Source organism: Arthrobacter sp. zg-Y20 (genome assembly GCF_030142075.1).
In the GTDB taxonomy this organism is placed as follows: domain Bacteria; phylum Actinomycetota; class Actinomycetes; order Actinomycetales; family Micrococcaceae; genus Arthrobacter_B.
Genome location: NZ_CP126241.1, coordinates 1,776,421 through 1,792,162, shown reverse-complemented (window position 1 = coordinate 1,792,162; position 15,742 = coordinate 1,776,421). Strand labels below are relative to the sequence as shown.

The 15,742-nt window shown below is 66.0% G+C and carries 15 protein-coding genes; 5 read left to right on the top strand and 10 right to left on the bottom strand.

What is annotated here, in order from left to right; all coding sequences use genetic code 11:
- From kdpC to QNO06_RS08630, 4 genes are read right to left on the bottom strand one after another with little or no spacing between them, the layout of a single operon-like run.
- A complete protein-coding gene (gene kdpC / locus QNO06_RS08645; RefSeq protein WP_227911221.1) occupies window positions 1–603 on the bottom strand; it encodes a potassium-transporting ATPase subunit KdpC in 603 nt (200 codons plus the stop codon).
- 30 nt (window positions 604–633) lie between these two features.
- On the bottom strand, window positions 634–2,805 hold the full coding sequence (gene kdpB / locus QNO06_RS08640) for a potassium-transporting ATPase subunit KdpB (protein ID WP_227911220.1): 2,172 nt from the start codon (window positions 2,803–2,805) through the stop codon (window positions 634–636).
- A gap of 2 nt (window positions 2,806–2,807) precedes the next feature.
- On the bottom strand, window positions 2,808–4,469 hold the full coding sequence (gene kdpA, locus QNO06_RS08635; protein WP_227911219.1) for a potassium-transporting ATPase subunit KdpA: 1,662 nt from the start codon (window positions 4,467–4,469) through the stop codon (window positions 2,808–2,810).
- Window positions 4,469–4,558, bottom strand: a complete 90-nt coding sequence (locus tag QNO06_RS08630) for a potassium-transporting ATPase subunit F (RefSeq protein ID WP_227911218.1) — start codon at window positions 4,556–4,558, stop codon at window positions 4,469–4,471. Before QNO06_RS08630 ends, kdpA begins: the two co-directional genes overlap by 1 nt.
- A gap of 327 nt (window positions 4,559–4,885) precedes the next feature.
- Between QNO06_RS08630 and QNO06_RS08625 the strand changes: the two genes are divergently transcribed.
- Both QNO06_RS08625 and QNO06_RS08620 read left to right on the top strand, forming a co-directional pair.
- Window positions 4,886–5,542 (top strand): TetR/AcrR family transcriptional regulator, encoded by a 657-nt coding sequence (locus tag QNO06_RS08625; protein ID WP_227911217.1) that lies wholly within the window; start codon window positions 4,886–4,888, stop codon window positions 5,540–5,542.
- Between the two features lie 25 nt (window positions 5,543–5,567).
- Window positions 5,568–6,317 (top strand): SDR family NAD(P)-dependent oxidoreductase, encoded by a 750-nt coding sequence (locus QNO06_RS08620; protein ID WP_227911216.1) that lies wholly within the window; start codon window positions 5,568–5,570, stop codon window positions 6,315–6,317.
- Between the two features lie 28 nt (window positions 6,318–6,345).
- Here the strand turns inward: QNO06_RS08620 and QNO06_RS08615 are convergent, their stop codons facing one another.
- Genes QNO06_RS08615 through QNO06_RS08605 form a run of 3 tightly spaced genes read right to left on the bottom strand, consistent with a single transcriptional unit; the run spans window position 6,346 to window position 9,061 of the window.
- Window positions 6,346–7,680: an alpha-amylase family protein gene (locus tag QNO06_RS08615; RefSeq protein WP_227911215.1), complete on the bottom strand. Its 1,335-nt coding sequence runs from the start codon at window positions 7,678–7,680 to the stop codon at window positions 6,346–6,348.
- Between the two features lie 55 nt (window positions 7,681–7,735).
- Window positions 7,736–8,158: a DUF6069 family protein gene (locus QNO06_RS08610; RefSeq protein ID WP_227911214.1), complete on the bottom strand. Its 423-nt coding sequence runs from the start codon at window positions 8,156–8,158 to the stop codon at window positions 7,736–7,738.
- A 51-nt stretch (window positions 8,159–8,209) separates the two neighbouring features.
- The gene (locus QNO06_RS08605) at window positions 8,210–9,061 is read right to left on the bottom strand and encodes an SDR family oxidoreductase (RefSeq protein ID WP_227911213.1); all 852 of its coding nucleotides are present in this window, start codon (window positions 9,059–9,061) and stop codon (window positions 8,210–8,212) included.
- 121 nt (window positions 9,062–9,182) lie between these two features.
- Here QNO06_RS08605 and QNO06_RS08600 point away from each other — a divergent pair, with 121 nt between their 5' ends.
- A complete protein-coding gene (locus QNO06_RS08600; RefSeq protein ID WP_227911212.1) occupies window positions 9,183–9,722 on the top strand; it encodes a MarR family winged helix-turn-helix transcriptional regulator in 540 nt (179 codons plus the stop codon).
- 78 nt (window positions 9,723–9,800) lie between these two features.
- On the top strand, window positions 9,801–10,064 hold the full coding sequence (locus QNO06_RS08595; RefSeq protein ID WP_227911211.1) for a helix-turn-helix domain-containing protein: 264 nt from the start codon (window positions 9,801–9,803) through the stop codon (window positions 10,062–10,064).
- 25 nt (window positions 10,065–10,089) lie between these two features.
- Here QNO06_RS08595 and QNO06_RS08590 read toward each other — a convergent pair whose 3' ends face one another.
- From QNO06_RS08590 to QNO06_RS08580, 3 genes are all read right to left on the bottom strand, one after another.
- Window positions 10,090–12,180, bottom strand: a complete 2,091-nt coding sequence (locus QNO06_RS08590; protein WP_227911210.1) for a transglycosylase domain-containing protein — start codon at window positions 12,178–12,180, stop codon at window positions 10,090–10,092.
- A 270-nt stretch (window positions 12,181–12,450) separates the two neighbouring features.
- Window positions 12,451–14,088 (bottom strand): ribonuclease J, encoded by a 1,638-nt coding sequence (locus tag QNO06_RS08585; protein ID WP_227911288.1) that lies wholly within the window; start codon window positions 14,086–14,088, stop codon window positions 12,451–12,453.
- Window positions 14,089–14,343: 255 nt separating this feature from the next.
- The gene (locus tag QNO06_RS08580; RefSeq protein WP_227911209.1) at window positions 14,344–14,577 is read right to left on the bottom strand and encodes a zinc-ribbon domain-containing protein; all 234 of its coding nucleotides are present in this window, start codon (window positions 14,575–14,577) and stop codon (window positions 14,344–14,346) included.
- A gap of 175 nt (window positions 14,578–14,752) precedes the next feature.
- Between QNO06_RS08580 and QNO06_RS08575 the strand changes: the two genes are divergently transcribed.
- Window positions 14,753–15,739 carry a glycosyltransferase family 2 protein gene (locus tag QNO06_RS08575; RefSeq protein WP_227911208.1) on the top strand — a complete coding sequence of 329 codons (987 nt, stop codon included), beginning with the start codon at window positions 14,753–14,755 and terminating at the stop codon, window positions 15,737–15,739.
- The last annotated feature ends 3 nt before the right edge of the window (window positions 15,740–15,742 follow it).

Here is a 15,742-nt window from a genome sequence, read left to right as displayed (position 1 = left end):
CTAAGTGTCCAGCTCCGCCAGTGAAATGTTCAAAAGCAACACGTTCACGCCCTCCCGTCCCAGGAGATCCGTCCCTTCGGTAGCCTCGGTTACCAGTTCCTGTACCTCCGTTTCGCTGAGCCCGCGTGCAGCGGCAACCCGCGGTACCTGCAGCTGAGCGTATTCAGGGCTGATGTGGGGGTCCAGGCCGGAACCGGAGGCCGTAACGGCGTCCGCGGGCACCTCTTCCGGGGCAACCCCTTCGGTGTCCGCCACGGCCTGCCGGCGTTCGGCGACGGCCGCGGCAAGGTCCTCGTTGAGGGGGCCCAGGTTGGAGCCGCTGGAGGCTCCGCCGTCATACCCGTCGCCGGCGGCGGACGGACGGGACTGGAAGAACTCCGGCAGCGGCACGCCGTCGCCGTCCGTGAAGGACTGCCCGATCAGCGCTGAGCCGACGTCGGTTCCACCGGAACTGACCATGGAACCGTTGGCGCGGCCGGGCAGGGCGACCTGCCCCACGGCCGCCACCGCGAACGGATAGGCCAGGCCAAGCACCAGGGTCAGCACCGCCATGGCGCGTACGGCAACGCCGAGCTGGCGCATGCTGCTGCGGACGGGATTCATTTGTTGCTCCTAAAGCTGGGAATGGTCATGTCAGAAGCCCGGAAGCAGGCTGACAAGCAGGTCAATGAGCTTGATGCCGATGAACGGGGCAATGATGCCGCCTACCCCGTAGATCAGGAGGTTCCGGGTCAGGACGGACGAGGAACCGGCGGCACGGTATTTCACGCCGCGCAGGGCCAGTGGAATCAGCACCACAATCACGAGGGCGTTGAAGATCACCGCGGAGAGGATGGCCGACGCCGGCGAATGCAGCTGCATCAGGTTCAGCGCTGCCAGCCCCGGGAAAACCCCCACGAACATGGCGGGGATGATCGCGAAGTACTTCGCAATGTCATTGGCGATGGAGAACGTGGTCAGCGCCCCGCGGGTGATCAGCAGCTGCTTGCCGATTCCGACAATGTCGATCAGCTTGGTGGGATCCGAATCCAGGTCCACCATGTTGCCGGCTTCCTTGGCTGCGGATGTTCCGGTGTTCATGGCCACCCCGACGTCGGCCTGGGCCAGCGCCGGTGCGTCGTTGGTGCCGTCGCCGGTCATCGCCACCAGATGGCCGCCCGCCTGTTCCCGGCGGATCAGGGCCATCTTGTCCTCGGGCGTGGCTTCGGCCAGGAAGTCATCCACCCCGGCTTCGGCCGCAATGGCCTTGGCCGTGTGCGGGTTGTCGCCGGTAATCATCACGGTGCGGATGCCCATGGAGCGCAGTTCGGTAAAGCGTTCCTTCAGGCCCGCCTTGACCACGTCCTTCAGGTGGATGAGGCCAAGCACCTGCGTGTCGCCGTCGGCGTCCCGTACCGCCACGAGCAGTGGTGTTCCGCCGCCGGTGGAGATGCGCTGCACCTGGTCTTCGACAGCCATCAGGACATCGACCTCGATCCCGCCGGATTCGGCGGTCCAGTCCAGGACGGCCGAGGCAGCACCCTTGCGGATCTTGGCGCCGTCGGGGAAGTCCATTCCACTCATCCGGGTTTGGGCCGTGAAGGGAACGCTCACGGAACCTGCCGGCGGCTGCGGGCGGCAGCCCTGCTTCTCGGCCAGTTCAACAATGGACTTGCCCTCAGGCGTCGGGTCCCCGAAGGAGGACAGGACGGCGGCGTCGACAAGGTCCTGGTTTTCCGTGCCGTTGATGGGCACGAAGGCCGATGCCTGCCGGTTGCCGTAGGTGATGGTGCCGGTCTTATCCAGGAGCAGCGTGGTGACGTCGCCGGCAGCCTCCACGGCGCGGCCGGACATGGCGAGCACGTTGCGCTGGACCAGCCGGTCCATGCCGGCAATGCCGATGGCGGAGAGCAGCGCCCCGATGGTGGTCGGGATCAGGCATACCAGCAGGGCCACCAGGACCGGGATGCTGACGGCGGCGGACGAGTAGCCGGCGAGCGGGTTCAGGGTCAGCACGACGACGACGAAGACCAGCGAGAGGGTTGCCAGCAGGATGTTCAGGGCAATCTCGTTGGGGGTTTTCTGCCGTGCGGCACCTTCCACCAACCGGATCATCCGGTCCACGAAGGTTTCACCGGGACGGCTGGTGATCCGGACGACTATCCGGTCCGACAGCACCCGGGTGCCGCCGGTGACGGCGGACCGGTCACCGCCGGACTCGCGGATTACCGGTGCGGATTCGCCGGTGATCGCCGATTCGTCCACGGAGGCAATGCCGTCAATGACGTCGCCGTCGCCGGGAATGACCTGGCCGGCGGATACCACCACCACGTCATCCAGGCCGAGGTCGGCGGAAGCCACTTCCTCCGGCGCTGCGCTCAGGGCTGCCGGATCCCGGCGGCCGTCATAGGCGGGAACGCGGAAGGCGGTGGTGGTGGCCCTGCTGGCACGCAGCGAGGCGGCCTGGGCCTTGCCCCGGCCCTCCGCAACGGACTCGGCGAGGTTGGCGAACAGCACGGTTGCCCACAGCCAGCCGGCGATCAGCCAGGCGAAGGATCCCGGTACTGCAGTGCCGCCGGAGTCCTGGGGGCCGCCCATAAACGGTTCGGCGACGGCGATGGCGGTAATCAGTGCCGCACCAACCTCGACAATGAACATCACCGGGGTGCGCACCATCAGCCGCGGATCCAGTTTGCGGAAGGCCCCGGGTAGTGCCGCGGCCAGCGATGCGGCCGTGATTCCCCGGCGAGCCGGTGCCGGCGAGGCGGATCCCTCTTCGGCCGACGGTGACGGTTTGGACGGTGAGGGTTGAGTGAGTGTGGACATGGTTATTGCAGTCCTTCCGCCAGGGGACCCAGCGCGAGTACGGGAAAGAAGGTGAGGGCTGTGACAATGACCGTGACGCCGCACAGCAGCGTGACGGACTGAAGCCGGTGGGTGGGCAGCGTCCCGGCCGAAACGGGAACCTTGCCCTGCTCGGCGAAGGACCCGGCCAGGGCGAGCACAAACACAATCGGCAGGAACCGTCCCACCAGCATGGCCACGCCCAGGGCCGTGTTCAGCCACGGAGTGTTGGCCGTGAGCCCGGCGAACGCCGAGCCGTTGTTGTTGGCCGCGGATGTGAAGGCGTACAGCACTTCACTGAAGCCGTGCAGTCCCGAGTTGAGGATGGACGTGCCCTCGATGTCGGCACGGATGCCGGGAATTGCGAAGCTCAGCGCTGTTCCGACCAGCACCAGGGTGGGCATGGTGAGGATGTACAGGCTGGCGAGCTTGATTTCCCGCGGGCCGATCTTTTTGCCCAGGTATTCCGGTGTGCGGCCCACGAGCAGGCCGGCAACGAAGCAGGTGATTACTGCCAGCACCAGCATGCCGTACAGGCCGGACCCTACGCCGCCGGGGGCGACTTCGCCGAGCATCATGTTCAGCATGGCCATCATGCCGCCGAACGGGCTGTAGCTGTCATGCATGGAGTTCACGGCACCGGTGGAGGTGAGGGTGCTGGTGGAACCGAAGAGCGTAGAAGCGGCGATGCCGAACCTCTGCTCCTTGCCTTCCATTGACCCGGCAGCGCCATCCGCTGCGGAGAACTCAAAGGCCGTCATCGCGATGAGGGAAACGGTGAAGATGGCACCCATTGCGGCCAGGATCGCGTAACCCTGCCGGCGGTCCCCCACCATGGTGCCGAAGGTGCGCGGCAGGCTGAAGGGAATAACCAGCATCATGAAGACCTCAACGAGGTTGGTCCAGCCGGTGGGATTCTCGAACGGGTGGGCCGAGTTGGCGTTGAAGAACCCGCCGCCGTTGGTGCCCAGCAGCTTGATGGCTTCCTGTGAAGCCACCGGACCACCCGGGACCACCTGCGAACCGCCGGTGAGGGTGGTGATGGTGGAGAAGCCGTTGAAGTTCTGGATGATGCCGCCAATCATCAGGACAATGGCGCCGAGTGCGGCCATTGGCACCAGCAGGCGCACCAGCCCCCGGGCAAGGTCCACCCAGAAGTTGCCGATGGTGCCCTGTTTGCGGGCAGCGAGACCGCGCACCAGGGCAACCGCCACAGCCAGGCCGACGGCGGCCGAGAGGAAGTTCTGCACGGCCAGTCCCAGCATCTGCACCGCGTAACCCATGGTCACTTCCGGTGAGTAGGACTGCCAGTTGGTATTGGCGAGGAAGGACGCCGCCGTGTTGAAGGCCAGCGCCTCGGGAACCGCCGGAAGACCGAGGGCTCCGGGCAGTACGGGCTGGATCCGCTGCAGGAGATACAGCAGGCCCATGCCGGCGGCGGAGAAAACCAGCACGCCGCGCAGGTAGTTCTGCCAGGACTGTCCGGCGCCGGCGTCAACCCCCACAAGGCGGTAGAAACCGCGTTCCACGCCCAGGTGCTTCTCGGAGGTGTAAAGCCGGGCCATGTAATCGCCCAGCGGGCGGTACACGAGCACCAGCAGGACCACCAGGGTAAGTACCTGTGTGGCCGTGGTCCAGCCGCCCATCAGAACTTCTCCGGCCGGACGAGGGCTGCCAGCAGGTAGACGGCGGAGGCCGCCCCAAGGCAGAGGGCCAGGATGTCGAAGAAAGTCACAGCTTCTCCACCGCCCCTGCCATCAGGACAAACGCGGCGAACAGCGCCACGAAGCCGGTAATAAATAGAACGTCGAGCACGGAAGTTGCCCCCAGGCTAGAAAAGTCGCGCCGCCGGTCGGCTGCGCGGGCACGCTGTGTGCCGCCTTCGATTAGATGCCCGCGCCGGAGGGCAAAATGCCATCCTCATGTTTTCCTCACGGACGCAGCGCAAACCCTTACGGAATGCCTATGCTCCGCCGCGTTTGTGACCCGGTCCCGGCCGCTGCACTGGCCTCCCAAGTTCGGGGTATACACTGTAAACTTCTCGTCCAGGAAAGGACATCCAATGCCGCAGTCCCCGCTGACCCCTGCTGCTATTGCCGCCTCCGCGGTCCGCGTTGCCGACGCGGACGGATTGGACGCCGTGTCCATGCGCCGGGTGGCCCGTGAACTGGGCGTATCGGCCATGGCGCTGTACCGCTACGTGGCGGACCGGCAGGCCCTGTTGATCCTGATGGCGGAGGAAGTTGCCGGTGACTACGCCCTCCTGCCGCCGGGCAACCACACCTGGCAGCAGATGCTGGTGCACATGACCAACACGCAGTGGTCCGTTTTCACCGCGCATCCCTGGCTGCTGAGCGTTGTCCTCACTCCCCGCCGGCTGGTGAATACGGCACGTCCCTCAGAGGTCGAACTGCTGCTTTCAACACTGCACCGGGCCGGATTATCCGAAGAACAGGCCTATGACTGCCTCCTGGGTGTTTCCGCAGCCGTGATCGGCACCGCCACCATCACCATCACCGCCCACAGCGGCCCGGAGAGCGCGGAACCTGCAGGACCGGGCCGCTGGGACGAAGCCGCAGTGGCCCCCCATCCCTACGCAGCACGTTTCCAGGAGCAGGGCATCAGCTACACGGCCTCCCGCCGGTCACTGGATTTCCTGGTTGCCAACTTCATCAACGGCGTCGCACAAAGCCTCAAAAACTCCCCGGACACTCCGTAACGCCCGGGTTTATGGAAGGAAGAACATGCAGCTGAGCAACAAAACAGCAATCATTACCGGTGGTGCCGGCGGAATCGGGCAGGGCATTGTCCGCCGGTTCCTCTCCGAAGGCGCCAAGGTGGCCGTGGTCGACATTGACCAGGCCCAGGGCGACAAGCTGCTCGCCGACCTTGAGGGCAAGGGCGAGGTCATCTTCATCGCCAAGGACATCTCCAAGGCGGAGAACGCCGAGGCGATCGTGGCCGAAACCGTGGCGCACTTTGGCGCCCTGGACATCCTGGTCAACAACGCGCATGCCTCCAAGCAGGCGCCGATCATGGAGACCACTCCCGAAATCTGGGACCTGTCCTTCAACACCGGCACCATGGCAACCTTCCACCTGATGCGCGCTGCCTACCCGGAGCTGAAGAAGACCCGCGGCAGCATCGTGAACTTCGCTTCCGGCGCCGGCATAAAGGGACTGCCAAACCAGGTGGCCTACGCCGCGGCGAAGGAAGCCATCCGGGCCATCTCCCGCACGGCCGCGAACGAATGGGCAGCCGACGGCATCCGCGTAAACGTTGTGTCCCCGGTCGCCCTGACCCCGGGCATCGTCCAGTGGAGCCAGGCCTTCCCCGAGGCCTACCAGGAAGTAGTGGACGGCGTTCCCCTGGGCCGCCTGGGTGATCCCGAAACCGACATTGCACCGGTGGTTGTGTTCCTGGCCAGCGAGCAGTCGAAGTACATGACCGGCCAGACCCTCATGGCCGACGGCGGCAGCATCAAGCTGTACTAGTCGGTCCCCCAGCTAGTCGGTCCCCCAGCTAGCTAGTCCCCAGCACCGCCCAGCCCAAGGCAGGCAGTGCAAGCCGCTGCCCCGGGACGTCCAGCCCGCCCTCGCCGGCAAGGACGTCCCGGGCCGCAGCGGGAACCTCAACGGTGGCGGCGGCCGCGGCAAGGTTCAGTGCCACAACCAGCGAGTTGCCGCCGTCGTGCACCTCATACACAAGCTGCTCGTTGCTCACCGAGTGCGTGCGCGTGCGGGCCCCGTGGAGCCAGGCATGCCGGCGGCGCAGGCCAATCAGCGTCTGGTGCAGCCGGTAGAGCGGCGCCCCCACGGCAGAGAGCTCATCCGGCGCGGCCGGGAAAAGCGGCCGGACGTCGTCGTCGCCCCCGGCACGGTCTTCCTTGATGCCGCGGTAGCCCTGCTCATCGCCGTAGTACACCACCGGGGTGCCCGGCAGCGTGAACAGCAGCACCAGGGCATGCGCCAGGCGGCCCGACGGCGCCAGCCGGCTCGCGATGCGGGTCACGTCATGGTTGCCGACAAACGTCAGCGGCACGAAGGTCTCCAGGAACATGTTGTGCCGCTGCAGGGCCCATTCCAGCTCAAAGAAGTTGCCGTCCGAGAGCGAACTCCATACCGCTTTCCACAGTTCGTACTGGGTCACCGAGTCCAGCTTCCCGTTCACCACCTCAGCGGTGTAGTCGCCGTGGATGTACTCCCCCACAAACCAGGCGTCCGGGAACTCGGTCCGGACATCGTCGAGCACTGCGGCCCAGAACGACGACGGCACGGCGTAAGCCGCGTCCAGCCGCCACCCGTCGGCCCCGCGGCGCAGCCAGTGCTTCATCACGTCGGCAACAAAGCGGGCCACCTCCGGTTCCCCGTGGTTCAGCGCCACCAGCTGGTGGTGGCCCTCGAAGTCCCCGTATTCCGGTTCGACCCCGGGCTCCCAGCCGCCCGGCCAGCCGAGATGGAACCACCGGGCTTCGGCGGCATCCGGACCCTGCTCCAGGGCCTTGCGGAAGGGTGCAAAGGAGCGGCCCGTGTGGTTGAAGACCCCGTCCAGCAGCACCCTGAGCCCACGGGCACGGGCCTGGCTGATCAGTTCGTCGAAATCGGCGTCGTCGCCGAGCCGGGGGTCGATCCGGTAGTAGTCCGCGGTGTCGTAACCGTGGCTTTCGGACGCGAACACCGGCCCCAGGGCCAGCCCGGACGCACCCATTTCCAGGATGTAGTCCAGCCACGCGGTCAGCTGCGGCAGCCGGTGCTGCACCGGCGCATCCGCTGCCGGGCCGCTCTTCTCGGCTCCGGTAAAGCCCAGCGGATACACCTGCCACCAAATGGCGTGCTGTACCCAGTCCGGCGTCGTCATAGTGCCCTTCCCGTTGTCTTTCGGTCCGGGTACCAGTCTGCCACCATCAGTACCCTTACCGCTGCGCGGGCACTCCCGGCCGCAGGGCAACCAGCACGCCGGCTGCGACCACCACATGCATCAGGGCCAGTCCGGCGAAGCCGAGGGTGTCGAACCCGGCCGCAGCCGTCATGCCAATGGTCAGCAGCGCCAGGGCAGCACCGGCCCACCGGCCAATCCGGAGCAGGGAGGGCCAGCGCCGGGACAGGAGCACAACGGCAACCAGCCCGATCAGCAGGGGCACCACCGACATGATCAGCACATTTGCTGCACCCACCACCATCCCGGACGCGTTCGCGTACTCCGCACCGGCGGCCCGGAAGACGAAAAAGAGCACGAGGTTCAGTGCCGCTGCGCCAACGATGACGAGGGTCAGCAGCAGCGGGCGGTTGGAACCGGAGGTTCGGGCGGCTGCGGTCCGGGAACTTGCAGAGCTCATGGTTGCTCCTTAGGTTGTGGTGAACTGGCGGTGCGGAAAGTGGCGCGGCTGTCAGGCCCAGGACTTGAGGGTGTCCCTGAGCGGCGTGGCGGGCCGGCCGAGGAGCCGGCTGAGGTCTCCGGTGGTGTGCTCAAGCAGGCCGTCACGCGCGTTGGCATCCATGGCCAGCACTGCTTCGGCCATTTGAGCGGGCACGCCCGCGTCCAGCAGCATCCTCCGCTGCTCATCAGGACTGACGGGGCGGTACGTCACGGGGCTGCCGAGGACTTCTGCAGCGGCGGCGGCAAACCCGTCCCACGTCCAGGCGGTGTCTCCGGCGAGCTCATAGACCGCTCCCTCATGTCCTGCGGTGGTGAGAACTGCTGCGGCCGCCTCGGCATAGTCGGCCCGGGTTGCACTGGGGATACCCCCTGAGCCGGCACTGTTGAGGATCACGCCGTCCGTTCTGGCCTGCTCAAAGTCGGCACGGTAATTCTCGGTGTACCAGTTGTTGCGCAGCACGGTGGCCGGCAGCCCGACGTCGGCCAGGAAGGCTTCGGTTGCCCTGTGCTCGGTGGAAATGCCGGGTACGGTGCTGGCTCCGGGCGCCGAGGTATACACCAGCCGGCGCACCCCGGCGTCGAGCGCTGCCTGGATGGCCGCCCGGTGCTGGGGCACGCGGCGGCCGATGTCGCTGGCCGAAATCAGCAGGACGCTTTCCACCCCGGCCAAAGGGCGGCGCAGGTTGTCCGGTTCATCCAGTTCGATCCTGAAGGTGTCGAATCCTTCCTCCGAAAGTTGATCCAGCACTGCCTGGTTACGTCCCAGCGCACGGATTCCGTCCGCGGGCACGCCGCGGTCCCGCAGGGCCGCCAGCGTGAGGCGGCCCAGCTGGCCGGTGGCACCGAATACTGCGATGGTCATGGTTTCTCCTGCCGGATTGGTTCAAGCGTGAACGAAACGGTACTGCGGTTTAGTTCAACCTACAAGTGATCGGCAGGAACTTTTTCTTCAGGGATTAACCACCCGGTGTTAGTCTGCCCGCATGGAATCCGCCGCCCGCAAAGACGCAGCAGCAACCGGAGCATCCCCCGCCGTATCCCCCGCAGGTACCGGACCTACGCGGTGGCTCAACGAGGAGGAACAGGCGGCCTGGCAGGCATTCGCGAGTGTCCTGCTGCGCCTTCCGGGTGCACTGGACAGGCAGCTGGAGCGCGACGCAGGCATCAGCCACTTCGAATACGTGGTGCTCTCTGCCCTTTCCGAGGCACCGGACCGCACCCTGCGCATGGGATCCCTGGCCGTCCTTGCCTCGTCCGGGCTGCCCCGGCTGTCCCAAGTTGTCAGCCGCCTGCAGAAGCGGGGCTGGATCACCCGCGCGCCCGACCCGCGGGACGGCCGCTCCACGCTGGCGACGCTCACGGATGAAGGCTGGGAAAAGGTAGTAGCCACGGCACCCGGGCACGTGGAGGAAGTGCGCTCACTGGCCTTTGATCCCCTGACCCGCGCGCAGCAGCGGCAGATGGGGGAAATCGGCCGCAGGATCATGGCGGCCGTGGATCCCGGCGACCGCAGCCTTCGCTGAGTTGGCGCCCGTGCGGGGAATTCCTGCCGCTCCGCTGGCGCTTAAGCAGATGGAACCAACCAGAAAGCGAAGGACCCCATGGCACTTGAACAGATCGGCAACCAGCGCACCGCCGCTGATCCCCTGCAGCAGAAAGTCATTGACTACGTACGGCGCTACGGCCGGGTGCAGCCGCAGGACGTCGCAGAGGAATTCGATCTTGGCGGCGTTGAAACACTGAACGTGCTCACGTCGCTGGAGGAGATGGGTGCACTTCGGCTGGTGTCCGGCGGAGACGGCGTTTTTGCCGTCCCCACCGGTCAGTCACTGTGTGATCCCTACACGGGTACCTGCAGCATCTAGCCGCGGCCGCCGTCGTTAGCACCGCCTAAAGCATGCTGTTCGGCACCGAGGGGAACGCCTCGGCGTCGTACAGCGCGGCGATCGAGCTCATGTAGCCGGTCCACTGCGCACCGGCCAAGGCGGAACCGTCAACGTAGGAGCGGGTCACGCCGTTGATCTCCTGGTTGTTCAGCGACGAGTAGGAATTCCAGTTGCCCACCCAGGACGCGGTGGCGATCCCGGTGGTGTAGCCGACCGTCCACGTCTGTTCGGACAAGTCAGTGGTGCCGGTTTTCGCCGCCGCGGGAACTCCGATGGGGTGGATGCTTCCCGGTGAACCCTTGACCAGGTTCTGCAGGGGCAGCGTGACCGCTGCGGCGACGTCGGCCGAGATGGCCTGCCTGCAGTCCTGTTCAGGAATGTCGTAGGCACTGCCCTGCCGGTCGGTGACCTCGGTGAGGGCAGTCGGCTCGCAGTACTGACCCCCGGAAGCAAACGTGGCATAGGCCGAAGCCATGGTCAGCGGGGATACTTCCTGCCCGCCGAGCACGAAGGAGGGGCTGGTGACTTCCAGCGGCTCCCCGTCCACGGCGCGGTGGATGCCCATGCTGGTGGCAGTATCGCGGATGTCGCACAGGTCCAGCTGAGCGGCCTGCGCCACGGTGGCGGTGTTGACGGATGAGGTCAGCCCCTGGCTTACGGTCATGGACCGCTCATAGCCCTCGGAAGCGTTCTTGAACTTCCACTCGTCGAACTCGGCACTGCCGCCCAGGCAGCTGGCCTTCCACTTGAAGCCGGCCGGGTAGGACGTGCGGCTGGCGTCGATGGTGTCATTGAGCCCGTGGCCGGACTGCAGCCACTCTGCGGTGGTGAACGGCTTCATGGTGGATCCGGGCTGGAACCCGTACGGCGTGCCGCCCATGTCGGCATCCACGTTGAAGTTCAGCTGCGTCCGTCCTGTGCCCGGCTCGGGGGTGTATTCGGTATTCTGCGCCATGGCCAGGATCTTTCCCGTGCCCGGTTCCACCGACACGAGGGAGGACCCGGCACCGGAAGGATCCCCCACGGGAACCTGGGCCTCAATCTGTTTTTGCGCCTCGGCCTGCAGGCGGGAATCGAGTGTGGTGCGGATGGTCAGCCCGCCGCGGGCCAGGAGCCGTGCCCGCTCCTTCACGCTGGAGCCGAAAGCGTCCGACTGCAGGACGGTCTGTTCCACATAGCTGCAGAAGTACTGGGCATTCTCCGCGCCGGTGCAGCCGGACGTGACGGTCTGCGGATTCAGGTTCAGCCCCGTCGCCACGGCTTCGTCGTATTCGGCCTGGCTGATCTTCCCGTTTTTCAGCATTGCGGCCAGCACGGTGTCGCGGCGCTCCTGGGTGCCTTCCGGGTTGGTGAAGGGGTTGTACACGCTGGGTGACTGCACCATGCCGGCCAGCATGGCCGACTGCGCCGGAGTCAGCTCCGCGGCCGATACACCGAAGAAGCTGCGCGCTGCGGCTTCCACGCCGTAGGTCTGGCCGCTGAAGAGCACAATGTTCAGATAGCCCTCAAGGATCTCTTCCTTCGAGTACTGGTTTTCGACGGCGACGGAGAGTTTTGCTTCGCGCAGCTTATCGCCCAGGTCCTTGGTGCCGCTCAGCGTCAGGTCGCTGCCGCCCTTGCCTGCTGCAATGTCCCGGCTGATGAGGACGTTGTTGACGTACTGCATGGTCAGGGTGGAAGCGCCCTGTGTATCGCTGCCGCTGGCATTGGAGGCAAAAGCCCGGGCCACGCCCTTAAAGTCGATGCCGTTGTGCTCGAAGAACCGCGCATCCTCGATGGAGACGATCGCGTCCTGCATGTTCTGCGAGATGGCATCGAGCTTCACCGGCACCCGGTTCTCGGCGTAAAACGTGGCCAGCAGCACGCCGTCGGCGCTGTAGATCTTCGATCCTTCGTCCAACGGCCCGGTTTCGAGCTCGTCCGGCAGCTGGTCCAGCACTTCAACGCCCATGTCGGTGCCGGTGGCAGCCACGGCGGCTACGGGAATCAGGGTGGCCGCGGCCAGCACGCCTGCAACCAGGCTTACGAGGAGAAACGCGACCAGCCGACCGGGCATGCTGAGTCGTTCCAGGAAGGAGGTTTTAGGGGCTTGCATCCGGCTAAGTTATCGGGTCATCCTGTGAACGCTTTTGACCCCGGTTGCAGCCGCAGGTATAACCCGCGATGTGTGCATCGGCGTCGGACCCCTGCCTATTCCGCGCCGGAACAGGGATCCGGTGAGGGCCGCGGTGCCTGCCGGATGGTTCGCAGCGGCACTGCCGCCTTTGAGGTGCGAGAACAAGATCACACCGAATCCGCCCTTAACGGGCTCCGGCCCGCCGCCGTTGGGCAGCGGGCCGGAGCAGCGGATCCGGAGCGGATCCTGCTACGCGTCGACGACGATCGCGGTGATCGCCGGGGTGCGGTTGTAGAAGCGGCGCATCCAGTTCGCGACGGCGCGCTCGATGACGTCTTCGAGGTCCTCGCCCTTGGGTCCGCGGCGGTTGCCGGACGCAGCGTTGGCCAGGGCCTTCTCCACGGCTTCCTCACCCTTGCTCAGGTCCTCGGACTTGATGGTGAAGCCCTTGGTGAAGAACTCGGCCGGCTCGGCGATGGTGCCGGTGTCGGCGTCGACCAGGGCCAGCACCGTCACGGCGCCTTCCTCGGCCAGCTGCATGCGTTCCTTCAGGGTCTCCTCGGTGGTGTGGCCGACGCTGTCGCCGTCCACGAAGACCAGGTCCACCTGGTGCTTGCCGGAAATCGTGGCACGGCCGCGGCGCAGGTCAACGGTCATGCCGTTTTCCGCGAGGACCACGTCGCGGGGATCCATTCCGGTCGCCTCTGCGATGGCTCCGTTGGCCTTGAGGTGGCGCCATTCGCCGTGCACCGGCATCACGTTGCGCGGCTTGACGATGTTGTAGCAGTAGGCGAGTTCGCCGGCGCTGGCGTGACCGGAGACGTGCACCTTGGCATTGCCCTTGTGCACTACGTTGGCGCCGATCTTTGTCAGGTTGTTGATGATGCCGTAGATGGCGTTCTCGTTACCCGGGATCAGCGAGCTGGCCATCAGCACGGTGTCGCCCTCGTGGATGCGGATCTGGTGGTCGTTGTTGGCCATGCGGGACAGCGCCGCCATGGGCTCACCCTGGGAACCGGTGCAGATCAGGACGACCTTGTGGTCATCGGTGCGCTGCAGGGACTTGAAGTCCACCAGGATCCCCTTGGGGATGTTCAGGTAGCCCAGTTCCTCGGCGATGGTCATGTTGCGGATCATCGAGCGGCCAACGAAGGCCACCTTGCGGTTGTAGCGCGACGCAGCGTCGATGACCTGCTGGATGCGGTGGATGTGGCTGGCGAAGCTGGAGACGATGATCCGGCGCGGAGCGGTGCGGAACACGGTGTCGATGGCCGGCGCCAGTTCCTTTTCCGAGGCCATGAAGCCGGGAACTTCGGCGTTGGTGGAGTCAGTGAGGAACAGGTCCACGCCTTCCACGCCCAACCGGGCGAAACCGGTCAGGTCGGTGATGCGGCGGTCCAGCGGGAACTGGTCCATCTTGAAGTCACCGGTGTGCAGGGCCAAGCCTGCGGCAGTGCGGATGGCGATGGCCAGGCCGTCGGGGATGGAGTGGTTCACGGCCAGGAATTCCAGGTCGAAGCCGCCGATGGTGCGCCGGTCGCCTTCCTTGACCTGGATCAGCTTGGGCTTGATCCGGTGTTCCTTCAGCTTGGCCTCGATGAAGGCCAGCGTCAGCTTGGAACCGACAATGGGGATGTCCGAACGTTCGCGCAGCAGGTACGGCACGCCGCCAATGTGGTCTTCGTGGCCGTGCGTCAGCACGACGGCGACGACGTCCTGCAGGCGGTCGCGGATGGCGGTGAAGTCGGGCAGGATCAGGTTGACGCCGGGGTGTTCTTCCTCAGGGAAGAGCACGCCGCAGTCAACAATCAGGAGCTTGCCGTCGAATTCGAAAACGGTCATGTTCCTGCCGATTTCGCCGAGGCCGCCCAGGTTCATCACTCGCATGGTTCCCTTGGCGAGTTCCCGGGGGGCTTTGAGGACGGCAGGTGTTCTATTCACGGATGTAGTTCTTTCGTCGGGGATCAAATTGCAGGGTGGAACGGCAGCCGTACGGCGGCATTCCGGAAGTCTGTGGTGCGGCCAGAACAGGGCCGGCAGCTGTTGTGCTTAATTCATTCTATTGATTTTTCCGGCGCGCCGGGGACACCGGGCACACACGGAGAGTCCCGGGACGGTTTCGGGGAGGTGGCGTTGCGGGTTCTAGCCGCGCTGCAGCGCGATTTTCTGCATGCGGCTGATCCCGGTGCTCTGCCCGCAGTTGGAGCAGGTGAAGGCATAGCGGCGGCTGGTGGTGAGGACCGGAATGAAGAACAGCGTGAGCCGGTTGGCGCGCTCCTCCACCTGCTGCGGCGCATAGGCGCCGCAGTATTGGCAGGTGGCCGGCCGGGAGAACAGGGCGCGGGCAACGGTCTTGAATCCAAGGATAAAAAGCATGCGTTCCTAACAGGTCCCCCGCCGCAGCCGTTCACGCATGCTGCGGGAGTCTCCGGCGAAATAGTCGGGTTCCTCCATTTGCTTCCACTCTACGGACCGGGCCGGCCGGCCGCACGGGGACACGCGGTAATTACTAAGGTTGCTTACCAACCGCGGTGGGGTTATCTTCGCTGCCATGGAAGCCCGCCCCGTGCTGGACGCTGAGTACATCCTGCCGCTGAAATGGAGCACTGACGACGGACTGGACGAGCTGTGCGGGTATTTGGCAGAGCTGGCCGCGCAGCTGCCGGTCCTGGTGGTGGACGGCTCGGACGTGGAGCACTTTGCCTCGCACGCCCGCGCCTTCCCGCCGGCAGTGCGGCACTGCCGGCCCAAGCATCCGGAATGCCGCAACGGGAAGGTGGACGGGCTCCTGACGGGTTTGGACCTCACGCAGGCCGCCAACCTGGTCATTGCCGACGACGACGTCCGCTTTACTCCGGCAGGACTGTCCCGGATCCTCGAACTGCTGGAGGGGGCCGACGTCGTCCGCCCGCAGAACTACTTCCCGCCCCCGCTGCCGTGGCACGCGAAATGGGACACCGGCCGGACGCTGCTGAACCGGGCCTTCGGGTCGGACTATCCCGGGACCATGGCGGTGCGGGCCGGGACTCTCCGGCGGGCGGGCGGGTACAGCGGCGGTGTATTGTTCGAGAACCTCGAGCTGCTGCGGACGGTGCGGGCCGCGGGCGGTGTGGAAGTACGGGCCGATGACCTCTTTGTGGCCCGGCTCCCCTGCTCCACCCGGCACTTCCTGCGGCAGCGCGTCCGGCAGGCCTACGACGGTTTGGCCCAGCCCGTGCGGTTCGCCGCAGAGCTGGCGCTCCTTCCGGTGCTGGCATGGTGCCTGCGCCGGCCGGTACGGCTGCTGCCCTTTGGCGCAGCGGCCGTGGCGGCGGCGGAATACGGGCGGCGGCGCGACGGCGGCACGCACGTGTTCGGGCCGACGGCGGCACTGTGGGCGCCCGCCTGGGTTGCTGAGCGGGCTGTGTGCGTGTGGCTTGCGGCGGCCCGGCGGCTGTGCGGGGGAATCCCGTATTCCGGCACCCGGCTCAAGACCGCAGCCCACTCCGTCCGGCAGCTGCGGCGGGGCATGGGGAAATCAGTGCGTGCCGTACCTTAGTCG